The following is a 24,238-nucleotide window of genomic DNA, read 5'->3' on the forward strand; positions in this document are numbered from 1 at the left end:
ACCCCGCGACCAGCAGGAGAGGACCGACCGTGACGCAGACGACGACCCCCCGCAGCACCCCGGACACCACCGCAGCCCCGAGCGCAGCCCCGGCGCCGCTCGTCCTGCGCGACGAGGTGGTGGAGGTCACCTTCGACGCGCACTGCGGGGGCATCACCCGCATCCGCGACCTCGCGTTCGGGGATCGCCTGCGCCTGACGCGCGACCCCGCCCTCTTCGTGCTCGAGGTGCCCTGCGGCGGGGACCGCACCGTGGTGGTGGCGACCGGCGAGCAGCGGTTGTCGTCCGCCGAGCCGTCCGGGGACGGCCGGTCCCTCGTGCTGACCTGGGACGGTCTGGTCACGAGCGCCGGTGAGCGCCTGGCCGCGAGCCTGCGGGTCACCGCGCGGCTCGACGGCCGCGGCGCGCTGCACCTGGCCCTCGACGCCGCCGTCGACGGCCTGCTCGTGGAGGCCGTGCGCTTCCCCAGCCTGCGGGGCCTGCGCGCGGAGGCGGACGGCCGCCTGACGATGCACAAGAGCGACTACAGCCAGGGCAGCGTCGTGGAGCTGCTGCCGGCGTTCGAGAGCAACGCCCCCTACTGGGGGACGGTCTTCCCCGACCACGCCAGCGGCAACCTGCGCCCCGAGGTCGTGTGCAACCCCACCGCCCCCTTCGTGGTGCTCGCCGCCGCCTCCGGCGGCCTCAGCGTCCAGCCCGCCGAGCCGACCACGGAGTTCATCGGCTGGCGGGCGTCCCTGGAGCCCGGTTACCGGGACAGCCTGCTGCGCAGCGCGCAGCCCCTGGACGGCGAGCCCGCGGTGACGTTCGACGCCGTCCAGGTCCCCGCGGTGCGCGACGACGGGGGGTTGTCGGTCCTGCCGGTGGTCGTCGCCGCCCACCGCGGCGACTGGACAGCCGGTCTGGCGGCCTACCGCAGGACCCAGCGCCCGGCGCGCACCAGCCCGGCGCGCTGGCTCGCCGAGCCCCGCTCGTGGCTGCAGGTGCAGCTGCGCTCGACGGAGGGGGAGACCCGGTACGACTTCGACGACCTGACCGGGATCGTCGAGGAGTGCGCCGCGGCCGGCATCGGGGCGGTGCAGGTCGTGGGGTGGAACGAGGGGGGCCAGGACGGTCTGGTGCCGGTGCACCGCCCGGCGCGGGGCCTGGGTGGTGAGGAGGGTTTGCGCCGGGCCCTGCGGCGCGCGCACGAGCTGGACGTCGCCGCCGTGCTCTACGTGAAGTACCAGTGGGTCGAGCGCCCGGGACCGCACTGGGAGCGGCTCGCCCGTCACGCCTGCCTGGACGAGAACGGCCAGACGTACGCGCAACCCGGCCCGGTCTACCACACCTCCCGCAAGCGCTACGGGATGAGCACGCCCTCCTACGTGCCGCTGTGCTTCTCCTCGCAGCAGCTGCGCGAGGAGTTCGCCCGGGAGGTGGCGGAGATGGCCGCGTGGGGAGCGGCCGGCGTGCTGGCGGACGAGTCGCTGTACCACGGGCGCGCCCTGCTGTGCTTCGCCGAGGACCACGGGCACCGTCCCGGTGCCTCCGCGTACGACTGGGACGGCGACTTCGTCGAGGACCTGCGGCGGGCGGCCGCGCAGGTGCGCGAGGACTTCGTCGTCGTCGGCGAGGGCTGCTACGACGGGCAGTTCGAGCACTACGACTCCTCGTACTTCCGCAGCGCCTCCGAGCGGCACGTCCCCTTGGGGCGCGTCCTGCGCCCGGGGGTGCACCTCATGACGGCGCTCACGGGGTTCGACGACCGCGGCACGGCGAACCAGTGCCTGCTGCACGGCTACGCCATGAGCCTGGAGCCCTTCCACTTCAAGGGACGCCCGTCGGACGCGCCCGGCACGGTCGCCTACGCCCGGGCGGTGGACGACGTGCGCCGCGCCCTCGCGCCGTGGTTGTGGCGCGGGCGGTACCTGGGGCAGCGCCCGGTCACCGACGCCTCGGGGTCCGCGCACCGGCTGGCCGCCACCGCCTGGGAGCGGTCCGAGGGCCCGGGGGGCGGGTGCGTGGTGGTCGTCAACGTCGAGGACGCACCGCGCACGGTGCACCTGGACCTGCAGGACGTGGCCGATCCCCTCGTCGTGCGCGTGGGCACCGGTGTGCCGGCGGGGGTGCCGCTCGCCGGCCCCCTCGAGGTGCCCGCACGGGGGGCGGTGGTCGTCATCGGCGCTGCGGACGCCCCGTCGGTAGCTTGACTACTGCCGGGAGGCAGCTGGTTCCCCTGAAGAGGGGTCATCGAGGACTCTCGGTGGAAGACCCTGGTACCCGAACAGGTTCTCGTGTAGTTTGACTACATAGAACGACCCTAGCGGGTCTTCCTTGCAGGGCTATCGACGACGATCAGCAAGGAGCAACCATGGACACCTGGCCGCGCCGCGCGGTCCTCTCCGCGTTCCCCGCCGCACTCCTCGCCGGCCCCGCGCTCGCCGGCTGCTCCTCCAGCAGCGGCAGCGGGCCGGACGAGCTGAGCTTCCTCATGTGGGGCGACGGGACCGAGGCGCAGAAGGCCTACGAGGACGTCATCGCCGCCTACCAGGACCAGAACCCGGGGGTGACGATCAACGCGGAGTTCGTCAACACCAACGACTACGACACGGTGCTGAAGACCCGCCTCGCCGGTGGCGCCGGACCCGACATCTACGGCTTCGACCAGAAGAACCTCGCGCAGTTCATCTCGGACGGCTTCGCCGCCGACCTGTCCGGTGCGGCGTTCTACGACCAGCTCACCGCCGACGCCCGGGAGGAGGCGCACCGCGGCTCCCCGGACGAGGAGGCGGCGTACTACGTGCCGATCAGCCAGTCCGGCAACGGCATCGTCTACAACACCGACCTGTTCGCCCGGGCGGGCATCACCGAGGAGCCCACGACGTACTCGGGCTTCCGGGAGGCCTGCCAGAAGCTGCTCGACGCGGGCATCACCCCCCTGGCGATGTCGGCCCAGGACAACTGGTGGCCGCAGTTCGTGGTGTACTACGCGGCCGCCGAGAACGTCTTCTCGCAGAACCCAGACATCAACGAGCAGCTCATGGCGGGTGAGGCGACCTTTTCCGGGACCCCCGGGTGGGCCAGGTCGCTCGACATCGTCGAGGAGCTCGTGCCCTACTACATGCCCAACCCGCTGGGCACGAACCAGACCGCCGCTCAGGCCGCGTTCCTGCAGGGCACGGCCGCGATGTTCCCCGCGCCGTGGATCCTGCCGAACGCCAGGGAGGCGGAGCTGCCGGTCGGGTACATGAACTTCCCGACGACCGACGAGCCGGTGACACCCATGTGGGGCAGCTACCTGGTGTCGTTCGGCATCAACCCCACCAACGACAGGCAGCAGGCCGCCGAGCAGTTCCTCGACTTCTTCTTCGAGGAGGTCGTCTACACCGGCTTCCTCGGCAAGGTCAAGGCCTTCCCCACCCGCGAGGGCATCGACGTCTCCGCCCTCGACCCGCTGTACCCGGACATGCAGGCCGCCTGGGAGGGGCGCACGTTCGTGTCGCTCGTCACCCCGCCGAACCCCGGCATCCAGGAGCCCCTGCTGGGAGGGATGCAGGACCTCATCGCCGGCCGTGCGAGCACGCAGGAGGTGCTCCAGCGCCTCGACCGGGCGATGGAGGACGTGCTGGCGCAGCAGTGACCCGCGAGTGACCCGTGAGTGATCCGGAAGCGACCCGGGAGTGACCCGGCAGCGGCCCCCGCACCGAGGACGGTGCGGGGGCCGCTGCGTCAGAGCCCGCCGTCCCGGAGCGCGGCACCCACGGGGTCGGCGTTCCAGGCCCGCACCAGCAGCTCACCGCGCCACGCACCGGGCAGGCGCACGGGGATGCCGCGCCGCTCGCCGGGCAGGAGGCCGACGGAGTCGTCGCCCAGCCACGCCCCCGGCCCGTGCGGGAAACCGTCGACGAGCACGTTGACGGCCGGGACCGCACCGGTGTTGTGGACCACGAGTTCCCCGCGGGTCAGCTCGGCCCGCAGCGCGGTGCGCGGCAGCTCCAGCAGCGGTGCCCGCCGGTCCTCGGCGTAGGCGCCGAACATCGGCTCCGTCGGCTCGTTCCACAGGTCGTCCACGGGCCGGGCCTCCAGGTCCTGGACCGAGGTGTTCTTCGGGTGGGCGTTGAACCAGTACCACTGGTCCGACAGCAGCTCCCCGCCGGCGCCGGTGAGCCGCACCGCGAGGAGGAAGACGTCCGCGGTGACACCTTCGGCCCGGACGTCGAAGGGCTGCTCGCGGCCGTCGGCGGCCACGTCCAGCACGGCGTGCCGCGAGGCGACGGGCCGCAGGTGCGCGTCGAAGACCGTGGCGGTCAGCCGAAGGGCCCGCGCGTCGTGCGGGGTGTCGTTGGCGACGTGCACGGCGGCCGTGAACACGGATCCGGGCGGCCACTCGAGGTGCTCGGGAGTCGCGAACCCGCACACCGCCCTGCTGAACTGCGCGATGCGGTAGTACGACCGCTTCGGCACGCCGTAGAAGTCGACGATCGACCAGGAGGCGCCGGGGAAGACCTCACCGACCTTGTAGAGGACGTAGGCGCTCGTGCGCGTCCCGCTGCCCGCCCGGACCAGCTCGGAGGCGTAGCGCAGGGCCTCGCCCTGGGCGAGCTGGCTGTACTCGACCATCTGCTCCCAGCCGCGGACCGGACCGTAGTCGGCGTAGCGCAGCTGCTTGACCAGGTCCACCAGGGAGAACTGCGCCTGGTGCTGCAGGATCGCGCCGTGGGGCGGCGGCGGCCACACGTCCAGGAGTTCCGGGGGCACGAAGCGGCGCATGCTCCCCAGGTCGCACTGGCTGGACAGGCCGTACTCGCCGAGGACGGGGGCGTCCACCGCCCGGTACCCCGTGTCGATCGGCTCGCCCTCGTGGTAGACGCGGTAGTTGTGCCGGCTGCCGCCCCAGGGGTCGGTGCGGTGGTGCGGGCGCGAGGGGTCGAGCTGGGTGACCCGGCGCCCCACCAGCAGCATCGGGTCGTCGCCCGCGACGGGCTCCGGGTTCTCGTTGCCACCGCCCCACAGCAGCAGGCAGGGGTGGTTGCGCAACCGGCGCACGATGCGCGGCACCTGGTCGTCCAGGACGCGCAGGTCGGTGCCGGTCGCGTCGGGCAGGCCGAAGCAGAGGGGGAACTCCTGCCAGACCAGGACCCCCAGCCGGTCGCACTCGTCGTAGAACTCGTCGCGCTCGACGATGCCACCGCCCCAGGCGCGCAGCAGCTGCAGGTTCGCCCGGACGGTCAGGTCCAGCAGGTGCGCGTCGAGGTCGAACGGCTCACGGGCGAGCGGGTCCGTCCAGCACCAGTTGGCCCCCTTCAGGAAGAGCGGCCTGCCGTTGACGACGAAGCGCCACCGGTAGAACTCCGGCGAGCTCCACTCGGGCAGGGCCTCGGTGGACACGGTGCGGATGCCGAAGGACGTCTCGACGGTGGTGCCCTCCACGGTCAGCTCCATCCGGTGCAGGGGCTGCTCGCCGTAGCCGTGCGGCCACCACAGCGCGGGGTCGTGCACGTCGAGGTCCACGGCGATCCTCGTCAGGCCCGCCGGCAGGTCCACCGCTGCGCGGCGCACCTGGTCCACGCCCCCGTCGGGGCGGCGCAGCAGCACCTGCAACGGCACTGCGCCGCGGGCAGCGGTGTGCGCGTGCAGGTCGGCCTCGACCCGCACGCGCGCGCGGCCGTCGTCCAGGGCGGTGGTGCGCACGAACAGGTGCGCCGGTTCGACGTCGGGCACGGCTCTCAGCCGCACCGACCGCCAGATCCCCACGGGGATGAGGTGCCCGTAGTGCCAGCCCCAGCCGGGGGAGGCCTTCAGGACGCCGTGCCAGTCGCGGGGAGGGGGGGAGACGCGCACCACCAGCTCGTTCTCGCCGTCCCCGCGCAGCGCCTCGGTCACGTCCACGTCCGGGCCGCCGTAGGCGCCGGCGTGCCGGCGCAGCAGCTGCCCGTTGAGGTAGACGCTGGCCTCGTGGTCGACGCCGTCGAAGACCAGGCGCAGGCGCCGCCCGCGCAGGTTCTCCGGCACGGTGAAGCGGCGCGCGTACCACCACTCCTGCTGCTCCACCCGGGTGCGCCGGAAGTGCCACGGCCACTCCCGCGGCTGCCCGTGCTCCACCAGCTCGTCGTGCACCGCCGAGCCGGTGAGGGGGTCGGCCATCAGGCCCGCGGCCACCAGGGCGCCCTGGACGGTCCCCGGCACGGTGGCGCGCACCCACGCCGAGCGGTCGGTGTCCTCCCGGAACCAGGTGACGGGGGCCGGTGCGCCCGGGCCCCGCGGTGCCGTCCCGGTCCACACGTCGATCGAGAACTGCCGGGCGGGCGGGGTTCCGGCCAGCAGCCACTCCCCGTCCAGGCTGACCTCGGGCGCCGTGGCCCCGGGGAGGGCCCGGTCGGCCGCGACTGTGCTCACCGGCCGGGGCGGGACCGCGAGATCGGCCTCGACCGCGTCGTCACCGGCGAGGAGCGCCGTGCGCCACCGCCGCAGCTCGACCTCGTCCAGGCTGTCCTGCGGTGGTTCCGCGCCCGCCGTGCTCACTTGACGGCACCGGCGTACAGGCCGCTGATGAAGTGCTTCTGGGCCAGGACGAAGAGCACGAGCACCGGCAGGCTCATGATGACCACGGCGGCCATGATGTTCCCCCAGTCCGCCAGGTACTGCTGCTTGAAGTACAGCACCCCGGTCGTCAGGGTCCGCTTGGCGGGATCGGTCAGGATGAGCTGGGGGACGAGGTAGTCGTTCCAGACGCCGACGCCGTGCAGGACCCAGAAGGAGGCGACGGCGGGGCGGGCCAGGGGGAGGAAGATCGAGCGGAACAGCTGGAAGTAGCCCACGCCGTCCACGATCGCCGCCTCGACGATCTCCTTGGGGACCTGCCGCATGAAGGCGGCCATGAGGAACACGCCGAAGGGGATGGCGCCGGCGGTGTAGAGGAGGATGACGCCGGCGTAGCTGTTGATCAGCCCGAGCTCACGCACCACGCGGAACTGCGGCACCAGGGCCAGCTGCATGGGCAGGAAGATCCCGGCGGCCAGGACCAGGTAGACACCCGAACCGACCCGGGTCGCCCGGCGGACGACCGCGTACGCGGCCAGGGCGGCCACCAGCGTGGCGATGACCATGCTCGTCACGGTCAGCAGGATGGAGTTGAGGAAGAGGTTGCTGAACCCGGCTTCACGCCAGGAGGTGGTGAAGTTCTCGAGGGTCGGTGCGTTCGGGAGCCCGGTGGGGTTCTGCAGGACCTCCTCGTTCGTCTTGAAGGCGGTGATCGCGACGATGACCAGCGGGTAGACCATCAGCAGGGACAGGGCCAGCAGGACGGCGTTGACCGGAAGGTTCCTGGTCAGGCGGTACCACGTCATCGGTTCCCCATCCTCTCGTCCATCCTGCGGTTCAGCTTGTTCTGAGTGGTGGCGATGCCGACGAGCAGCACGATGACGAGGACCGCCATCGCCGACGCGTAACCGAAGTTGTTCTTCACCAGCCCTTCGAAGAAGACCTGCGTCATGAACAGCTGGGTCTGGTTCCCCGGGCCGCCTCGAGTCATGAGGTAGACGGTGTCGAAGGCGCGCAGCGCGCCGTTGACCGCGAGCACGAGCACCAGGCCGATGGTGGGTGCCATGAGGGGGAGGGTGATGTGCCGCACGGTGCCCCACGCCCGCGCCCCGTCGACGCGGGCCGCCTCCAGGATCTCCGCGGGGATGGTGCTCAGGCCGGCCAGGAAGATGACGACGCTGAACCCCAGCCCGCTCCACAGGTCCACGAGGATGACGCTGTAGAGCGCGAGGTCGTAGTCGCCCAGCCAGTCCTGCTGCAGGAAGCCCAGCCCGAGACCGGCCAGCAACTGGTTGATCGTTCCCGTGGTGGGGTCGTACATGAAGCTCCACGTGAAGACGATCGCGACGGGGCTGATGACCATCGGCGCGAAGAAGATCGCCCGGTAGGCGTTGCCGAGCAGGAGGCGGCGGTGCAGCAGGACGGCGATGAGGAACGCCGCGACGGTCTGGACGACGATCTTGAAGAAGGCGTAGACGGCCGTGTTCGTCACCGCCTTCACCAGAGTCGGGTCGGCGCTGAAGATCGTGCGGTAGTTCTCCAGCCCGGTGAAGTCGACCGTCCCCGCGAACCCGCGGGAGTTCGTGAAGCTGGCGCCGACCACCTGCAGCATCGGCCACACCGTGAAGACGCCGAAGACGGCGACGGCCGGGGCGACCGCGAGCCAGAACGCGGTGGCGGAACCGTGCCGGGGCCAGCGCGATCTGCCCCGGGGACGGGCGGGGGTGAGTTCCTGCCCGCCGGCCAGCTTCGGCGGGTGCACGTCTGCGGCCATGTCCCGGCCTCCTGGTCCATCGTCGTCGACAGCGGTCGCACGGCGACCCCGTGAAGCCGCGGCGGCCATGCCGGTAGCAATGCTACACATCAGCGGGTTCAGCGCCAGGGTCTGCGCCGACACGACTCTCCCGGGGTGAGTCGTGCGACTCGAAGTGCTAGTCCTACTACCTCTCGAGGGGGCGTGCTGGCTACGGTGCCTGTCCATGACCCCCACCTCACCCGGGCGCGCCGAACGCCCCGTGCTCCACGCGGAGGCACCGGTGGACGCCCGCGCCACCCGGCTGAGGGTGGAGCACCGGCACGAGCCGATCGGCGTGGACGTTGCCCCGCGCTTCGGCTGGTCGCTGGAGGCCGGGGACCGGCCGCCGCGGCAGCGGTCCTGGCGCATCCTGCTGCACAGCGGCGGGGCGCTCGTGCACGACAGCGGCGCCGTGCCCGGCGACGACTGCGTGGACGTCGAGCTCCCGCTCCCGCCGCTGCGCTCCCTGACCCGCTACCGGTGGACGCTGCGGGTCGGCACCGACCGCGGCGAGCTCACGGCGGTCTCCAGCTTCGTGACGGGCGTGCTGCACCCGCAGGACTGGGAGCCCAGCCGGTGGATCGGTGGGCACGGGCGTGCCGCACCGTTCCTGCGCCACGAGTTCACCGTCGACCACCCGCCGAGCGCGGCGTGGCTCGTGGTCGCCGCGGGCGGCTACGCGCGCACCCACCTCGACGGCACCCTCGTGGAGCCGTCCGAGCTCAGCCCGGGCTTCACCGACTACGACGAGCGCGTGCAGTACACCGTCAGCGACGTCCGCGATCTCGTCCGGCCCGGCAGGCACGCGCTCGGCGCGGAACTGGGGCGCGGCTTCTACGGGATGGCCGCCGCCAACACGTGGGAGTGGCACACCGCGCCCTGGCACGACGAGCCGTGCCTGCGGCTGCTGCTCGTGCTCGACGGCCCCGGAGGGCGCCGCGTGGTGGGGACCGGCGAGAACTGGCGCACCACCGCAGGACCCACCGGCTACGACGACCTGTACGGCGGCGAGACGTACGACGCGCGGGCGGAACGCCCCGGCTGCTGGGCGCCGGGTCACGACGACTCGGGCTGGCTGCCCGCCCGGGTGGCCGCGGGCCCGCGCGGGCGCCTCGTCCACCAGCGCCAGCAGCCCATCGGCGTGGCCGAGGTCCTGCCGCCCGAACGGGTGCGCGAGGTGTCGCCGGGGACGTGGGTGTTCAGCTTCCCGCGCGTCGTCGCCGGCCGCGTCCGGGTCCGGGCGCGGGGCGCGGCGGGGCGGTGCGTGGTGCTGGAGCACGCGGAGCGGCTGGGCCCGGACGGGGTGCCCGACGTCCGGGACGAGAAGGGGTACTACGCCGGGCGCTTCCAGCGCCACGAGCTGCTGCTCGACGGCGACCCCCTCTCCTGGCACCCGCGCTTCACCTACCAGGGGTTCCAGCACGTGGCCGCCCGCGCCGACGAGCGGCCGGAGGTCCACGCCGAGGTCGTGCGCACGCTCGTGGCGCGCACCGGGGACTTCGCCTGCTCCAGCCCGCTGCTCACCCGCCTGCACGAGCTGACCGTGGACACGGTCCTGAACAACCTGCACGGCATCCCCACCGACACCCCGCAGTACGAGAAGAACGGGTGGACGGGGGACGGCATGCTCGGCGCCCAGCTCATGCTGCTCAACCTCGACGCCCACGAGCTGCTGGCGAAGTGGGTCACCGACATCGCCGACTCCCGCCACGGGGGCGCCGTGCCGCAGGTCATCGCCCCGCACGGCGGCTGGTCCGTGGACTGGTCACCGGCGCCGCCCTGGCACGCGGCGCTCGTGCTGGTCCCCTGGTGGATCCACGAGGCCACCGGGGACACCCGCGTCCTGCGCGGGAACTGGGAGGCGATGACCGCGTACGCGCGCGCCGAGCTCGCGCGCTCACCCGGGGGCATCGCGAGCACCACGCTGGGGGACTGGGTGGCACCCGGCACCGACGCCGGCGGCGGCAACCCGGACGAGGACCTGCGCGTCAGCGCCACCGCCTTCCTCTTCGCGGTCCTGGACACCCTGGCGCGCGCCGCCCCCGTGGTGGGCCGCCCGGCGGCCGAGTGGCGCAGCGCGGCCGCAGCCGTGCGCCGGGCGTTCCACCGCGCCTTCGTCGACCCCGTCGCGGGCGTCGTGCGCGGGGCCGGCGAGGACGGTCACCGCCAGTCGCACGCCGTCCTCGCGGTGGCGCTGGGACTGGTGGGCGGCGGGCTCGCCGACCGCGTCGTCGCCGGGCTGGCGGCCGACGTCCTGCGCAGGCGGGTCCACCTGGACACGGGCGCGCTGGCCACCAAGTGGCTGCTGCCGGTCCTCACCCGCCACGGCCACCCAGCGCTGGCGCTGGCCCTCGCGGAGCAGACCACGTTCCCCAGCTGGGGTTTCTGGCTCGAGCAGGGGGCCACGTCGCTGTGGGAGCACTGGAAGCCGGAGTCGCGCTCGCGGGGGCACTACTTCCTGGGCACCCTGGACGACTGGCTGTTCCACCACGTGGCCGGCCTGCGGCCGCTGAGCCCGGGGTGGCGCCGTGCGCTGGTGCGACCGGCGCCGCTGGCGCTGACGTGGGCGCGCGGTCGCGTCCTGACCCCGCGCGGCCCGGTGTCGGTGTCCTGGGAGCGCGACGGCGACGACGTGCGGGCCGAGGTCGAGGTGCCCGCGGGGGCGACGGCGCTGCTCGTGCTCGGTGACGTCCGCGAGGACCTGCCCGCGGGTCGTCACCGGGTGCGGGCGCGCGTGCCCGCGGCGGCGGTGCCGGCGGGTGGAGCGCCTCACCAGGCGGTGTAGCCGCCGTCCACGGCCACGACGGAGCCGGTGACGTAGGAGGCGGCGTCCGAGGCCAGGAACGCCACGACCGACGCGACCTCCTCGGGACGCGCCAGCCGCGCCAGGGGCGTGCGGCGTTCCCACTCGGCGAGCCACTCGGGGTCGATCCCCTCCCGGGTGAGTTCCGTGCCCACGTACCCCGGAGCGACGGCGTTGACGCGGATCCCCGTGCCCGCGAACTCGACGGCCAGGGATTTCACCGCGAGGTGGACCGCTCCCTTGGACGCGTTGTACGCAGCCTGCCGCTGCGGCGCGTTCGCGATCTCCCCGGACATCGATCCGATCGCCACGACGGACGCACCGCTGCGCATGTGCCGCAGCGCTTCGCGCGCGCACCAGAAGGTCCCGGTGGCGTTGACCGCGAGGACCCGTTCCCAGGCCTCGCGCGGCAGTTGCAGCGACGGCTGGTGGTTCGCGATGCCGGCGGACGTCACGAGCACGTCGAGCCGGCCGTGCTCGGCGGCCACTCCGGAGAAGAAACCCGCGACCGCGGCCGCGTCGGTAACGTCGAGGTGCCGGTAGGAGACCGCAGGGCCGGAGCGGAAGGACGCGGCGCTCCGTTCCCCCGCCTCGTCGAGGACGTCCGCGACGACCACGGCACACCCCATCTCGTGCAGCGCCGTCACCACGGCGAGCCCGATGCCCCGCGCGCCCCCGGTCACCACCGCGACCCTCCCGGACAGTTCCAGCCGGTCCCGGTACACAGCGCCTCCTTGCGTCGGTAGAGTTCTGTAGTGATACTACAAGAACAGGACCGCGATGAGGAGGGGCCGTGACCGTCACGAACGCTGCGCTCCCGGGCAGCGCCACCGCCCCGGAGAGCCCCTTGCAGCAGTCCCCGGGGGCCGACGAGGCGACCGACACGCTCCTGGAGCGGATCACCAGGGAACTGCCGACCCTGCGCAAGTCCGAGCGCAAGGTCGCCGACGTCGTGCTCACCGCCCCCGACGCGGCGCTGGGGCTGACGATGGCGGGCCTCGCCGAGACCGCTCAGGTCAGCGAACCCACGGTGGTGCGTTTCTGCGTGTCCATCGGCTGCGACAGCTTCCAGGACTTCAAGATCGAGTTGGCGCAGACCCTGGCCCTGGGACTGCCCATCACCCACTCGTCCATCCGGGCCGGGGACAGCAGCGCCGACCTGACCGAGAAGCTGTTCGACCACACCATCACCAGCCTGGACCGGGCGCGCCGGACGCTGGACCCGGACGCCGTGGAACGGGCCGTCCAGGCGATCCTGCGGGCCGGTGACATCCTCTTCGTGGGTTTCGGGGCCAGCGGGATCATCGCGCAGGACGCCCAGCAGAAGTTCCCGCTGTTCGGGGTCCCCTGCCAGGCGCCGGTGGACTTCCACCAGCAGTTCATCGCCGCCTCCATGGCCGGCCCGCGAACCGTGACCGTGGCGATCTCCAACACCGGCCACACCGAGCAGACGCTCACGGTGGCCCGCGAGGCGGCCCGCGCCGGCTCGACCGTCGTCTCGCTCACCGGGCGCACCAGCCCCCTGTCGCGACTGGCGGACATCGCCCTGATCGCGCGCACCTTCGAGGACACCGACATCTACACGCCCAGCACGAGCCGGCTGGCGGGGCTGGTCGTCGTGGACATCCTCGCGACCGGAGTGGCGCTGCGCCGCCCGCCGGAGCAGCAGACCGCCGTGCGCCGGATGAAGGCGGCGCTCGCCGGGATGCGCCACGGAGCGGAGGGGACCGCCCCCGAGCGCCTCGACGGGCGTGACGAGACGGCCGGGCCGGGTGGCCCGGTGACCGACGGGGCCGCCCCGCGCTGAGCGGCCGTCCCGGTCCCCACGGAACGAGGAGGCAGACGATGACGTCCCCCGTCCACGACGGCCCGCGCGCACCGGATGAGGACGAGGACCCGGTGGTCCTCGTGACGGCCAGGTCCTTCGGGAGCGGGGCTCTCGATCCGCTCGCGCGCCTGCGGCAGGAGGGGTACCGGCCGGTGCGCGCTGGTTCGCGGCACTCGCTGGAGGAGTTGCGTCCCCTGCTCGCCCGTGCCGTCGGCTGGATCGCCGGTACCGGCCCGGTGACCGCTGAGCACCTGGCCGCCGCACCGTCGCTGCGCGTGCTGGCCCGGTACGGCGTCGGGGTCGACGCGGTCGACCTGGCGGCCGCGCAGGCGCGCGGCGTCGTGGTCACCAACACCCCGGGCGCGAACTCCGCAGCGGTCGCGGAGCACGCGCTCGCGCTGCTGCTGGCCGCGCTGCGCGGTGTGCCCGCCGCCGACCGCCGGGTGCGGTCCGGGGACTGGTCCCCCCGGGTGGGGCGGGAGTTGTCCGCCCTCACGGTGGGGGTCGTGGGCCTGGGGCGCGTCGGCCGCGGCGTGACGCAGCTGCTGAGGGGTTTCGGCTGCCGCCTGCTCGGCCACGACCCGTGGCTGCCGCCCGACGACCCCGTGTTCGGCGCGGTGACCGCCTGCGGCACGGAACGCATGGCGGTGGAGGCCGACGTGGTCACGCTGCACGCTCCCGGCGGGCAGTGCCTCGTCGACCGCTCCTGGCTGGAGCGCAGCCGACGGCCCCTCCTGCTGGTGAACACCGCCCGTGCGGACCTGGTCGACGAGCAGGCCGCTGCCGAGTCGCTGCGCTCGGGGCGGTTGAGCGCCTTCGCAGCCGACACGCTGGCCGTGGAGGCGACGGGGACCCGGCGTTCGCCCCTGCTGGCGGAGGACCTGGCCGACCGGGTGGTCGTCACCCCGCACCTGGGGGCGCAGACGCGCGAGAGCGTCGACGCCATGGGGCGCACGGCCACCGACGACCTGCTGGCCGTGCTCGCCGGGGGCGAGCCGCAGCACCGGGTGCGCGAGTCCGCCCGGGCCGTGCCGAGGTGACGGGGCCTCCCGGCGCCGCGCACGCCGCGGGGACCGTCCGAACGGTGCTGGGCGACGTCCCGGCGGGCGACCTGGGCCGGGTGGACTACCACGAGCACTTCTTCCAGCGCAGCCCGCTGCTGCCCGGTGAGGACCTGGACGACGAGGAGCTCAGCGGCCGCGAGGCGGTGCTGTTGCGCCGCAGCGGTTTCGAGGCTGTCGTGGACGCGACGCCGCTCGGGCTGGGGCGCGATGCGCCGGGTGTGGCACGCATCAGCCGGGCCAGCGGCCTCGCGGTGGTGCTGACCACGGGTGCGCACCGCAGCGCGCACTACCCCCCGGGGCACCCGGTGCCGGCGGCGCCGAGCGCGGTGCTGGCGCGCAGGTTCACCACCGACCTGGTGGAGGGTGCGGCGGAGGACCTGCACGGCGGGGCGCAGGGGGCGGGGGAACCGGCCGGTGCGGTGCGCGCCGGCGTGCTGAAGGTGGGCATCGACTACTGGCGCATCGACGGTTTCGCCCACCGGGTCGTGGAAGCGGTGGCCGCCGCGCACGAGCGGACGGGAGCGCCGGTGGTGGTGCACCTGGAGCACGGCAGCGCCGCTCACGAGGTGCTCGACCTCCTGGGGGCGGCGGGGGTCGCGCCGGCGCGGGTGGCGCTGGCGCACGTGGACCGCAACCCCGATCCGGGGCTGCACGTGTCGCTGGCCGAGCGCGGTGCCTACCTGGGCTACGACGGGGCGGCGCGGCACCGGACCCACCCGGACTCCGTCCTGCTGGACTGCCTGTCCCGGGTGGTCGAGGCGGGCGCGGGTGCCCGGGTGCTGCTCGGCGGGGACGTGGCCCGGCGCAGCCGCTACGTCGCGTACGGCGGCATGCCCGGGCTGGCCTACCTGGGGGAGAGGTTCGTGCCCCGCCTGCAGCTGGCGGTGGGTGCCGCCGCCGTGGACGCCGTGCTGCGGGACAACCCCGCGCGCTGGCTGACCTGGGTGCGGTGAGCCGCGACGCGGACCCCGCTCCGTAGTCTTCCTACCGAGCGGGGTCTCGGTTCGGGGCGATGAGCGTCGGATGCACGAAAGCGTTGCGGCTTCTCCGTCGACCGTTGTAGTTTCACTACGTAATCGGGCCGTCGTCGTACGGCATGCGACCTCAGGAGACCCCATGTGCGCAGACGCACGAACCCTCGCCGAACCGGCGGCGCTGACCGTCGACGTCGTGACCGGTGCGATGGCGGGGACGGGCCGTCGCTACGAGAAGCGGCTCGCCGACCTCGCCGGTGCGTACCGCGACGAGGGGGCCTACCGGCGGCGGCTGGCCCGCGACGACGGCTCACCGGTGTACTGGGTGGACACCAGCACCGTCGAGCACGGCGACGGCGCCCTGAGCGTCGGGCTCAGCGTCCTGCGCCCGGGGCGCGTCGGCCGGGAGTTCGCGATGACCCGCGGGCACCTGCACGAGCACGCCGAGGCGGCCGAGCTGTACTTCGGCATCGCCGGGCAGGGCGTCCTGCTCATGGACTCGCTGGACGGGCGCAGCAGGGCGCTGCCCCTGTCCGCCGGGCGGGCCGTGCACGTCCCCGGCGGGTGGGTCCACCGCAGCGTCAACACCGGCTCCGAACCGCTGCAGACCCTGTTCTGCTACCCGGCCGACGCCGGTCAGGACTACGGGATCATCGAGCGCGCCGGTGGCATGGCCCAGCTCGTGGTGGAGTCGCCACGAGGCTGGGTGTGCGAGCCGAACCCCGACCACCGGGGGTACCGCCGTGGCTGAGCCCGCCGTCGCGCCAGCACCCGTCGCAGACCCCGTGCAGGAGTTCCTGGACGAGCTCCCCCGGCACGTCGACATCAGCTGCGTGCAGGCCGAGCACACCCGCGCCGACGTGGAGCACCTCGCCGCGGCGGCCCGCGAGCACGGTTTCGTCAGCGCCCACGTGCTGCCCTGCTGGGTCCCCGTGCTGCACGAGCTGCTCGACGGGTCGGGAACCCTCGTCGGTTCCCCGGTGGGTTTCCCCAGCGGTGGGTCCACCACCGCGACGAAGGTCGCCGAGGCGGCGGAACTGCTGCGCGCGGGCGTCGGGGAGCTGGACGTCGTCGTCGCCGTCGGCCGGTTGCGCAGCGGGGAGCTGCGCTACGTCACCGACGAACTGCGCGCCGTCGCCGAGGTCGTCGGCGGTGCGGTCCCGCTGCGGGCCATCCTCGAGGTCGGCCGCCTGGACGACGACCAGGTCCGCGCCGGCGTCGACTGCGCGCTGGAGGCCGGTGTCCCGTGGATCAAGACGGGAACCGGCTGGAGCGGTGTGCCGACCACGGTGGACCAGGTCGAGTTGATCGCCGCCCGGGCGCGGGGACGGGCCGCGGTCAAGGCCGCGGGCGGGGTGCGCGACCTGACGACGGTGCGCGCCATGGTCCGCGCGGGAGCCGGCCGGTTCGGCATGAACGCCACCACCGCCGTCGCCGTCGCGGCCGCGGCCCGGGGTTCCGGAGGACCGCGGTGACCGCGACCACCCCCGTCCGGCCGGTGCTGTCGCCGGCGTCCGGCCCGACGCTGCACTTCATCGGCGTCACCACCGGGAGCTCCTCCATCGTGCGCGTGTTCCCGCGCTGGGCCGCCTCGCTCGGCCTGCACGAGGCCGGGCTCAACGGCGTCGACCTCCCGCTGCACGCCCCGGACCAGGAGTACCGGCGGGTGGTGGAGTTCATCCGCGACGACCCCCTCAGCCGCGGTGCCCTGGTGACCACCCACAAGCTGGACCTGTACCGGGCCTGCCGCGACCTGTTCGACGTCACCGACCGCTTCGCCGGTCTCATGGCCGAGACGAGCTGCCTCTCCAAGCGCAGCGGGCGGTTGCTGGCCTCCGCCAAGGACCCCGTCTCCAGCGGCCTCGCCCTCGACGCGATCCTGCCCCCGGGGTACTGGCGCGAGCGGGGGCGCTCGGCCCTCGTCATGGGGGCCGGGGGGTCCAGCGTGGCGATCACCTGGTACCTCACCCGGCCGGCGGCCGGGGACGACCGGCCGCAGCGCATCACGGTCACCGACCGCGACCCCCGCAGGCTCGCCCACCTGCTGGACCTGCACCGGCAGTGGGGAACCAGCGTGGACCTGCGCGGTGAACTGGTCGGCAGCGCCTCCGACACCGACCGGCTCCTCGAGGGGCTGGAGCCGGGCGCGCTGGTCGTCAACGCCACCGGCCTGGGCAAGGACCGCCCGGGTTCACCGATCGGCGATCACGCGCTCCTCCCCGAGCGCGCCGTCGCCTGGGACCTGAACTACCGGGGTGACCTGCAGTTCCTGCGGCAGGCCCGCCGGCAGGCCGGTGAGCGCGCGGTCCGCTGCCACGACGGCTGGGAGTACTTCATCCACGGCTGGACGCGGGTCATCGCCGAGGTCTTCGACGTGGACATCCCGACGCGCGGCCCGGCGTTCGACGTCCTCAGCGACCTGGCCCGCGACGACCGTCCCGGTGCCCCGCCCGCACCCCCGGCGCCGACGTCCTGAGGACCGGCCCCGGCGCACCCGGCGCCGCGGGAGCGTTGTCCGCGCGGTCGCCCGCTGGGTAGCGTCGCCGGTGGCGGACCGGGCCCACCGCAGCGTCAGTGAGGAGATCCGGCGGCATGGACGAACAGGACCTGGTGCTCGCGTTCGACCTCGGCACCGGGAGCTGCAAGGCGGCGTTGTGGGCGGCGGACGGGACCTGCACCGACCACGCCGTCGCCGCCTACGAGACGACCCACCCCGCACCGGGCCGTGACGAGCAGCGACCGGCGGACTGGTGGCGGGCCGTGGTCTCCACCAGCCGCACCCTCCTCGGCGCCGACCCCTCCCGCGCCCGCCGGGTGCGCTCCGTCGCCCTGTCCGGGCAGAGCCTGGGGGTGGTCCAGCTGGACCACCGGCTCCAGCTGCTCAGCACCAGCACGCCCGTCTGGTCCGACGCGCGCGGCGAGGCCTTCGCCCGGCAGGTGTTCACCGACCTGCCCGAGCAGGACTGGTACCTGCGCACCGGCAACGGGTTCCCCGCCGGGCTGTACCCGTCGTTCAAGGCCGGCTGCCTGCGCCGGGAGGACCCCGAGCGGTGGTCGCGCACGCGCCACCTGCTCGGCGCCAAGGACTACGTCAACCTCCTGCTCACCGGTGAGGTCGCCACCGACCACTCCCACGCGTCCGGCAGCGGTGCCTACGACCTGGTCGGTGGTCGCTACGACGACGAGCTGCTGGCGGCGGCGGGGCTGGACCGCGCCCTGCTGCCCGAGCCCCGCGAGGCCTTCGAGCCGGTCGGGACGCTCACCCGGGAGGCTGCGTCGGCGCTCGGCCTGCCGGCCGGGACCCCCGTGGCCACCGGAGCCGTCGACAACGCCTGCATGGCCCTGGGGTCCCTCGGCACCACCGCCGGACGCACCTACGCCTCCCTGGGGTCCTCCAGCTGGATCACCACCACGTCCCCGCGTCCCGTCCTCGACGTCGCCGCCCGCCCCTACGTCTTCCGGCACGCCGTGCCCGGGTTGTTCATCAGCGCCCTGTCCACCTTCAGCAGCGGCACCGCCCTGGCCTGGCTGCGCGAGACGGTCGCCCCGGACCTCGAGGTCGAGCAGTTCCTCGACCTCGGCGCGGGTGCACCCGCCGGTGCCTCCGGGACCCTGTTCCTGCCCATGCTGGCCGGCGGCACGCCCCTGGAGGGCGGTTCCAGCGCCCGTGGAGCACTCGTCGGGCTCACCCTGGCCACCGGGCGCGCCGACGTGGCGCGCGCCGCGATGGAAGGCATCGCCTTCGCGCTGCGCCGCAGCCTCGACCTCGTGCGCAGCCTCAGCGGCACCGGGGGCGACCTGCTGCTGGCCGGTGGGGGAGCACGCCACCGGGGCTGGAACCGCGTGTACGCCGACGTGCTCGCGGTGCCGCTGCTGCGCACCAGCGTCGACCAGCAGGCCGCGACCCTGGGCGCGGCGACCATCGCCTTCGCGGGGCTCGGCGCGTGGTCGTTCCGCGACGCGGAGCGCCCGCACACCGTCGTCGAGCGCATCGAGCCCGATCCGGCCGCCGTGGCCACCTACGAGGAGGTCGAGGCCCGGTTCGCCCGGGCCGTGGCCGCGCTCGCGCCGGCGGGGGCCGAGGTGGCGGGCCGGGCCGGGGCGGGGGAGGCGCACCTCGCGCGGCGGGTCTGACGCGGCCGGGTTGGAGCGCACCCGCGGCGGGTACTGGCTGCGGGGGCGGCGCTCCCGCGACGGTCGCCGCCGTGGACGCGAGGAGCGGAGGACGGGTGCCGGGCAGCACGCGCGCACGAGCGGAGGCGGTCCGTGGCGACCGCCCGGCCTCCCGGGGGAGGGGCGGCCCGTGGGCGTGGCTCGTGCCCGCCGTCGTGGCGCTCGCCGTCACCGCCTGGCGCTACGACGCCAAACCCCTGTGGCGCGACGAGGTCTACACCCTCGCCACCGCCGAGCGCGGCTGGGCGGTGATGCTGCGCGGCCTGCGCGTCACCGACGCCGGCCTCGGCCCCTGGTACGCGCTGATGCACCCGTGGGTGCTGCTCTCGCGGGACGAGGCGTGGCTGCGGCTGCCCGGGGCGGCCGCCACCGTGCTCACCGCCGCCCTCGCTGGGCTGGTCGCCGCCCGCCTGCTGCGCCCCGGTGCGCCCGCGGGAGCCCACGGCGTCGCCGGGGTCGTCGCCGGCACCGCGTTCGCCCTGACGCCCGTGGTGGTCGACCACAGCCAGGAGGCGCGCCCCTACCCGGTGGTGCTGGCGTGCGTGACCGCCACCGCGTACGGGCTGCTGCGCGACCGGGAGGAGCGGCGGCGCCGCTGGCTCGTCCTGTGGGTCGCCGGGTCGGTGCTCGCCGCGGCCCTGCACGTCATCACCGGCGCCCCCGCGGTGGCCGCCCTGCTCGCGGTGGCGCTGGCGCGGCCCGGCCGCGCGCGCCGCCGCCGGGTGCTGCTGGGGTCGCTGCCCGCCGCGGCGGCGACCCTGGCGATGCTCGCCGTCGGCTTCACCCAGGCCCCCGGCCGCATCGGCGAGGACTTCCCGCTGCTGCAGCGCACCCTCGGGCTGTCCTCGGCGTACGCCGGCAGCGCCCTGGCCGTCATGGCCCTCGCCGTGCTGTGCACCGCGGGCCTGGTGCACCTGCGCCACGACCGGCCCGCCCTGCTGCTCGTGCTCGCCTGGGCGCTGGCCCCCGTGACCGCCCTCGTCGCCTCCGCGGCCGGCGGCCAGCTGTTCGCCGCGCGGTACGCCGGTGCCACCGCACCCGCCCTCGCCGTGCTCGCCGGCGCCGGGGCCGGTGCGCTGTCGCGGCGGCTGCGCACGCCCTCGGCGCGGGCGGCCGTCGCCGTGCTCGCGGCGGGCACCATCGCCCTCGGGCAGGCCGCGCACCTCGTGCAGACCCGCCAGCGCCCCTACGTCACCGACGACGTGCCCTCCGCCGTCGCGGTCCTCACCGAGCGCGCCCGCCCCGGCGACGCCGTGGTCTTCCTCGGCAACACCACCCGCCCGCACGTGCGGTACTACCTGCCCGCCGGCACCCCCCTGGACGACGCGCTCCTGGCGCGCGACACCGACGTCAGCGTCTCCATCGGCGGCGACGACCTGCCCGACGGCGAGCGCGCCGCGGCGCTCGCCGCTCACGAGCGGGTGTGGCTGGTCGGGCTCGTGCTGAACGACCCCTGGGAGGAGGTGTTCGCCTCGTGGGTGGAGCCCGCCCGCGCCGGGCGGGAGCCGACGTTCGCCGCCGACCACGGCGCGGTGCGCGTGGAGCTGTGGGAGCGCTGACCGGCGCCTCAGCCGCCGGTGCGGGCGCGCACCCGTTCCAGGTCGGCCTCCACCAGCCCCAGCAGCACCAGGGCGACCGCCAGGCCCGCGAGCGCCGCGAACTGAGAGGCGGCGAACAGGAACACCTGCGTCACCAGCAGCGAGGTCAGCGCCGAGCGCTCGAACGACTCCACCGCCGCCCGTCGCCCCGCGCGGGGGGCCCGCGCCAGCCCGGTGAGCGCGAACGCCACCGCCACCGCGCCCCCGGCGAGCACGCCGACGAAGGAGACGCCTGCGCCGCCGTGCTCGGCCCACAGCCCCGTGGCGACGAGCGCGGCGCCCGCCGCCTGCAGCAGCAGGCACGCACCCATGAGCGGCAGCGCCCACCGGGTGGTCGCCAGCCGGTCGAACAGCTCGCCGACGCGCGCCCACAGGTTCTCCAGCCGGTGCGGCACCGCCGTCGGGGACGGTTCCACGCGCGACAGCAGGCCGTGCAGCTCCCGCGCGGCGAAGTGCCCGTCGAGGCGCTCCAGGGTGCGCAGCACCTCCTCGCGCCGCCGCCGCGGCAGGTGGCCGGCGATGCCGTCCACGAGGACGTGCGCGGCGTTGGCGACCTCCTCGTCCTCGTCGAGGGGGTGGTGCGCGCGCCACCGCCCCGAGCCCACGACGAGCGCCACGAACACCACGTACATGATCGCCACGGCGGGCTCGTAGAAGTAGTCGTTGTCGGCGGTGACGAACTTGCCGACCTCGTCGATGAACAGGCCGAAGCCCGCACCGCCCAGCAGCGCCGCCACGGGGCGCGGCGCCCGGCCCACGTAGCTGAGCTGCACCGCCACCGCGGCGAGCATGAGCAGCCCGCCGGGCAGGACGTGCGCCACGTGCAGGCCGGTGTCCCCGCCGATCTGCGGGTACCCCGTCAGCGCGAGGAACAGCCGCGTCAGCAGGATGGTGGACACCGCCGTCACCACGAACGTGGTCAGGTGCCGCCCGGCCTTCTCGCTGCGCACCGGGTCCAGGGTCAGGGCACGTCGGAGGCGGGACACCCGCCCGACCGTAGTCGGCGCGCGCGGCGGCCGCGCGGGACGCTCACGGCGCCGAGGGGCTGAGGCCGCGCGGGCCGCTGGACAGGACCGCCGCCGCCAGCGCCCGCGACGCCGGCCGGTCGGCCGTGCGGGGGTTCGTCAGCAGGACCAGGTCGATCTGCCCCAGCTCCGGCAGCCGGTGCTGCGGGCCCAGCCGCGTCAGCTGCACCGGCACCAGGGAGCTCGCCAGGCACGACACGCCGATGCCCGCGGCGACGGCGGCGATCAGGCCGTTGACCCCGCGGCACACGCACGCGCTGCGGTAGCCGAGCCCGGCCCTCTCCAGCGCCTCCTGCATGGCGCTGCCGCTGAGCGTGGGTGCGGGGTAGACGACCAGCGGCACCGGTTGCGCCGGGTCCAGGCGGGTGGAGGGGTTGCCCACCCACACCAGCCGCTCCCGCTTGACGAGCTGACCCTCCCCCGAGCCGCGGGGGTGCTTGCCGATGAAGATGTCCAGGCGGTCGTTCTCCAGGCGGCGGTGCAGGGTCCCGGACTGGTCGACCCTCAGCTCCAGGTCCACCCGCGGGTTCTCCGCGCGGAAGTCGCGCAGGATCTGCGGCAGCCGGGTCAGCGCCAGGTCGTCGGACATGCCGATGCGCAACCGGCCGCGCGGGCGCTCGGCGGAGAAGTACGACGCTGCGCTCTCGTGCGCGGCGAGGATCGACCGGGCGAAACCGGTCATCGCCTCCCCGTCGGGGGTCAGCGCCACCGAGTGCGTGTCGCGGTGCACCAGCGTGCGGCCCGCCGCGACCTCCAGCTTGCGCACGTGCTGGCTCACCGTGGACTGGCGCACCCCCAGCCGTGCGGCGGCCTGGGTGAACGAGTGCGTCTGCGCCAGGGCGAGGAAGGAGCGCAGCTGCACCGGGTCGAACCCCGGCACCGGCCCCTGGACGACGCTCACGACGGCCTCCCCGCTGCTCATCACGACACGTGATGACTGATAGTCAGCCTATCGCCGTGCGATCTCGGCGTCCCGCCCGCGAGGATGGGTGCCGACCGTCGCACCCCTGAAGGGTTGATCGTGACACCGCCGGCCCCCGCCGAAGCCCACCCCGACGCCGCACCGCCCACCCGCACCGGCGGGACGTTCGCCGCCCTGCGCGTGCCCAACTTCCGCGTCTACGTCGGCGGCCAGGCCCTCGCCAGCACCGGCGTCTGGATGCAGAACATCGCCCTGGACTGGCTCGTCCTGGAACTCACCGGTTCCGCCGCCGCCGTCGGGATCGCGATGGCCCTGCAGTTCCTGCCGATCCTGCTGCTCGGCATGCACGGCGGGATGATCGCCGACCGCTACCCCAAGCGGAACATCCTGCTCGTCACCCAGGCGTGCAGCGCCACCGTCGCCACCACGCTCGCCGTGCTCACCCTCACCGGCCGCATCACCGTCGGCGCCGTCTACCTGCTGGCCGTGGCCGGCGGCCTGGTCGTGGCCCTCGACAACCCCACCCGCCAGGCGTTCGTCAGCGAGGTCGTCCCCGCCCGGCACCTGCGCAACGCGATCGCCCTGAACGCCGCGACCTTCCAGACCAGCCGGCTCGTCGGCCCCGCGATCGCCGGCCTGCTCATCGGCACCGTCGGCACCGGGTGGGCGTTCGCCGCCAACGCCGTCTGCTACCTGGGCCCGACCGTCGCGCTCGGGTTCTTCCTGCGCACCGCCGAACTGTTCCCCACCCCGCCGCTGGCCCGCAGCAGGGGGCAGCTGCGCTCGGCCCTGCGCTACGTCGCCGACCGCCCCCACGTGGCGTGGACCATCCTGCTCGTCGGGGTGTTCGGCACCTTCGGGCTGAACTTCCCCGTCGTCCTCACCGCCATGGCCGACGAGACCTTCGACGGCGACGCCGGGCTCTACGGGCTGTTCAACATCGCCCTCGCCGTCGGCTCCATCGCCGGCGCGCTCGTCGCCGGCGGCCGCTCGAACGCGCGGTTGCGCACCATCCTCGTCCTGGCCGCCGCGTTCGGGATCTCCCAGACGGCTGCCGCCCTCGCGCCGAGCCTCGGCGTGTTCATCGCCGTCCTCGTCGTCATGGGCGTCACCAACCTGGCGTTCCAGGCGATCGCGAACTCCTCCGTGCAGCTGTGGGTGGACCCCGAGTACCGCGGCCGCGTCATGGGGTTGTACGTGCTGGTGTTCATGGGCGGCACGCCGCTGGGCGGCCCGCTCGTCGGGTGGGTCACCGAGCACGTCGGGGTGCGCACCGGCATGGCCCTGTGCGGGCTCCTGCCCCTGACCGTCGCCCTGGCGATGGCGGCGGTCCTCGCCCTGCAGCCGGTGCGCGCGCGCCGACGCGGCGCCGCCCTCGCCGCCTGAGCCCCGCGCACCACCCCCGCCAGCACCACCGCGGGAGCCACAGGCACCCGCGCTCCCGGGTCCCCGCCACGGCTGTGGACGGACCCCGCTGAGCGCCCCACCCCCTCCCTACGGTCCCGGCGACCGGGCAGGTGCGGGTGGGCGGGTG

The 24,238-nt window shown here is 74.4% G+C and carries 18 protein-coding genes; 12 read left to right on the plus strand and 6 right to left on the minus strand.

Annotated elements, in window-relative coordinates; genetic code table 11:
- Window positions 1-29 precede the first annotated feature (29 nt).
- Both ACRYR8_RS08595 and ACRYR8_RS08600 read left to right on the plus strand, forming a co-directional pair.
- Window positions 30-2,192 carry a DUF6259 domain-containing protein gene (locus ACRYR8_RS08595; RefSeq protein WP_432483477.1) on the plus strand — a complete coding sequence of 721 codons (2,163 nt, stop codon included), beginning with the start codon at window positions 30-32 and terminating at the stop codon, window positions 2,190-2,192.
- A 161-nt stretch (window positions 2,193-2,353) separates the two neighbouring features.
- Window positions 2,354-3,622 (plus strand): ABC transporter substrate-binding protein, encoded by a 1,269-nt coding sequence (locus ACRYR8_RS08600; protein WP_432483479.1) that lies wholly within the window; start codon window positions 2,354-2,356, stop codon window positions 3,620-3,622.
- Window positions 3,623-3,711: 89 nt separating this feature from the next.
- On the opposite strand, the gene ACRYR8_RS08605 is transcribed toward ACRYR8_RS08600, so the two are convergent.
- The 3 genes from ACRYR8_RS08605 to ACRYR8_RS08615 are packed head-to-tail and all read right to left on the minus strand — an operon-like array spanning window position 3,712 to window position 8,296.
- The gene (locus tag ACRYR8_RS08605; RefSeq protein ID WP_432483481.1) at window positions 3,712-6,504 is read right to left on the minus strand and encodes a glycoside hydrolase family 2 protein; all 2,793 of its coding nucleotides are present in this window, start codon (window positions 6,502-6,504) and stop codon (window positions 3,712-3,714) included.
- Complete coding sequence (locus ACRYR8_RS08610; RefSeq protein WP_432483483.1) at window positions 6,501-7,328, minus strand: carbohydrate ABC transporter permease; 828 nt, start codon at window positions 7,326-7,328, stop codon at window positions 6,501-6,503. The genes ACRYR8_RS08605 and ACRYR8_RS08610 overlap by 4 nt, the downstream gene beginning before the upstream one ends.
- Window positions 7,325-8,296, minus strand: coding sequence for a carbohydrate ABC transporter permease (locus ACRYR8_RS08615; protein ID WP_432483485.1), 972 nt, complete (start codon window positions 8,294-8,296; stop codon window positions 7,325-7,327). Before ACRYR8_RS08615 ends, ACRYR8_RS08610 begins: the two co-directional genes overlap by 4 nt.
- Before the next feature lie 205 nt (window positions 8,297-8,501).
- Between ACRYR8_RS08615 and ACRYR8_RS08620 the strand changes: the two genes are divergently transcribed.
- Window positions 8,502-11,102, plus strand: coding sequence for a family 78 glycoside hydrolase catalytic domain (locus tag ACRYR8_RS08620; protein WP_432483487.1), 2,601 nt, complete (start codon window positions 8,502-8,504; stop codon window positions 11,100-11,102).
- On the opposite strand, the gene ACRYR8_RS08625 is transcribed toward ACRYR8_RS08620, so the two are convergent.
- Complete coding sequence (locus ACRYR8_RS08625; RefSeq protein ID WP_432483489.1) at window positions 11,087-11,845, minus strand: SDR family NAD(P)-dependent oxidoreductase; 759 nt, start codon at window positions 11,843-11,845, stop codon at window positions 11,087-11,089. The two genes, ACRYR8_RS08620 and ACRYR8_RS08625, sit on opposite strands and share 16 nt — an antisense overlap.
- Window positions 11,846-11,967: 122 nt before the next feature.
- On the opposite strand from ACRYR8_RS08625, the gene ACRYR8_RS08630 reads away from it, so the two are divergent.
- The 8 genes from ACRYR8_RS08630 (at window position 11,968) to ACRYR8_RS08665 (ending at window position 20,718) form a co-directional block, all read left to right on the plus strand.
- The gene (locus ACRYR8_RS08630; protein WP_432483565.1) at window positions 11,968-12,927 is read left to right on the plus strand and encodes a MurR/RpiR family transcriptional regulator; all 960 of its coding nucleotides are present in this window, start codon (window positions 11,968-11,970) and stop codon (window positions 12,925-12,927) included.
- Window positions 12,928-12,965: 38 nt separating this feature from the next.
- Window positions 12,966-13,988: an NAD(P)-dependent oxidoreductase gene (locus tag ACRYR8_RS08635; RefSeq protein ID WP_432483491.1), complete on the plus strand. Its 1,023-nt coding sequence runs from the start codon at window positions 12,966-12,968 to the stop codon at window positions 13,986-13,988.
- Window positions 13,989-14,032: 44 nt separating this feature from the next.
- Window positions 14,033-14,965, plus strand: a complete 933-nt coding sequence (locus ACRYR8_RS08640; RefSeq protein ID WP_432483493.1) for a phosphotriesterase family protein — start codon at window positions 14,033-14,035, stop codon at window positions 14,963-14,965.
- A gap of 163 nt (window positions 14,966-15,128) precedes the next feature.
- The gene (locus tag ACRYR8_RS08645; RefSeq protein WP_432483495.1) at window positions 15,129-15,737 is read left to right on the plus strand and encodes a glucose-6-phosphate isomerase family protein; all 609 of its coding nucleotides are present in this window, start codon (window positions 15,129-15,131) and stop codon (window positions 15,735-15,737) included.
- Complete coding sequence (gene deoC, locus ACRYR8_RS08650; RefSeq protein WP_432483497.1) at window positions 15,730-16,461, plus strand: deoxyribose-phosphate aldolase; 732 nt, start codon at window positions 15,730-15,732, stop codon at window positions 16,459-16,461. Before ACRYR8_RS08645 ends, deoC begins: the two co-directional genes overlap by 8 nt.
- On the plus strand, window positions 16,458-17,462 hold the full coding sequence (locus tag ACRYR8_RS08655) for a shikimate dehydrogenase family protein (RefSeq protein WP_432483499.1): 1,005 nt from the start codon (window positions 16,458-16,460) through the stop codon (window positions 17,460-17,462). The genes deoC and ACRYR8_RS08655 overlap by 4 nt, the downstream gene beginning before the upstream one ends.
- A gap of 116 nt (window positions 17,463-17,578) precedes the next feature.
- Window positions 17,579-19,120 carry a xylulokinase gene (locus ACRYR8_RS08660; RefSeq protein WP_432483501.1) on the plus strand — a complete coding sequence of 514 codons (1,542 nt, stop codon included), beginning with the start codon at window positions 17,579-17,581 and terminating at the stop codon, window positions 19,118-19,120.
- A gap of 182 nt (window positions 19,121-19,302) precedes the next feature.
- On the plus strand, window positions 19,303-20,718 hold the full coding sequence (locus tag ACRYR8_RS08665; RefSeq protein WP_432483503.1) for a hypothetical protein: 1,416 nt from the start codon (window positions 19,303-19,305) through the stop codon (window positions 20,716-20,718).
- Between the two features lie 8 nt (window positions 20,719-20,726).
- On the opposite strand, the gene ACRYR8_RS08670 is transcribed toward ACRYR8_RS08665, so the two are convergent.
- Window positions 20,727-21,743 carry a hypothetical protein gene (locus ACRYR8_RS08670; protein ID WP_432483505.1) on the minus strand — a complete coding sequence of 339 codons (1,017 nt, stop codon included), beginning with the start codon at window positions 21,741-21,743 and terminating at the stop codon, window positions 20,727-20,729.
- A 43-nt stretch (window positions 21,744-21,786) separates the two neighbouring features.
- Window positions 21,787-22,683 (minus strand): LysR family transcriptional regulator, encoded by an 897-nt coding sequence (locus ACRYR8_RS08675; RefSeq protein ID WP_432483507.1) that lies wholly within the window; start codon window positions 22,681-22,683, stop codon window positions 21,787-21,789.
- 120 nt (window positions 22,684-22,803) lie between these two features.
- Between ACRYR8_RS08675 and ACRYR8_RS08680 the strand changes: the two genes are divergently transcribed.
- Window positions 22,804-24,090 carry an MFS transporter gene (locus ACRYR8_RS08680; protein ID WP_432483509.1) on the plus strand — a complete coding sequence of 429 codons (1,287 nt, stop codon included), beginning with the start codon at window positions 22,804-22,806 and terminating at the stop codon, window positions 24,088-24,090.
- Window positions 24,091-24,238 lie beyond the last annotated feature (148 nt).

It is taken from the genome of Kineococcus esterisolvens (assembly GCF_050871405.1).
Taxonomy (GTDB): domain Bacteria; phylum Actinomycetota; class Actinomycetes; order Actinomycetales; family Kineococcaceae; genus Kineococcus.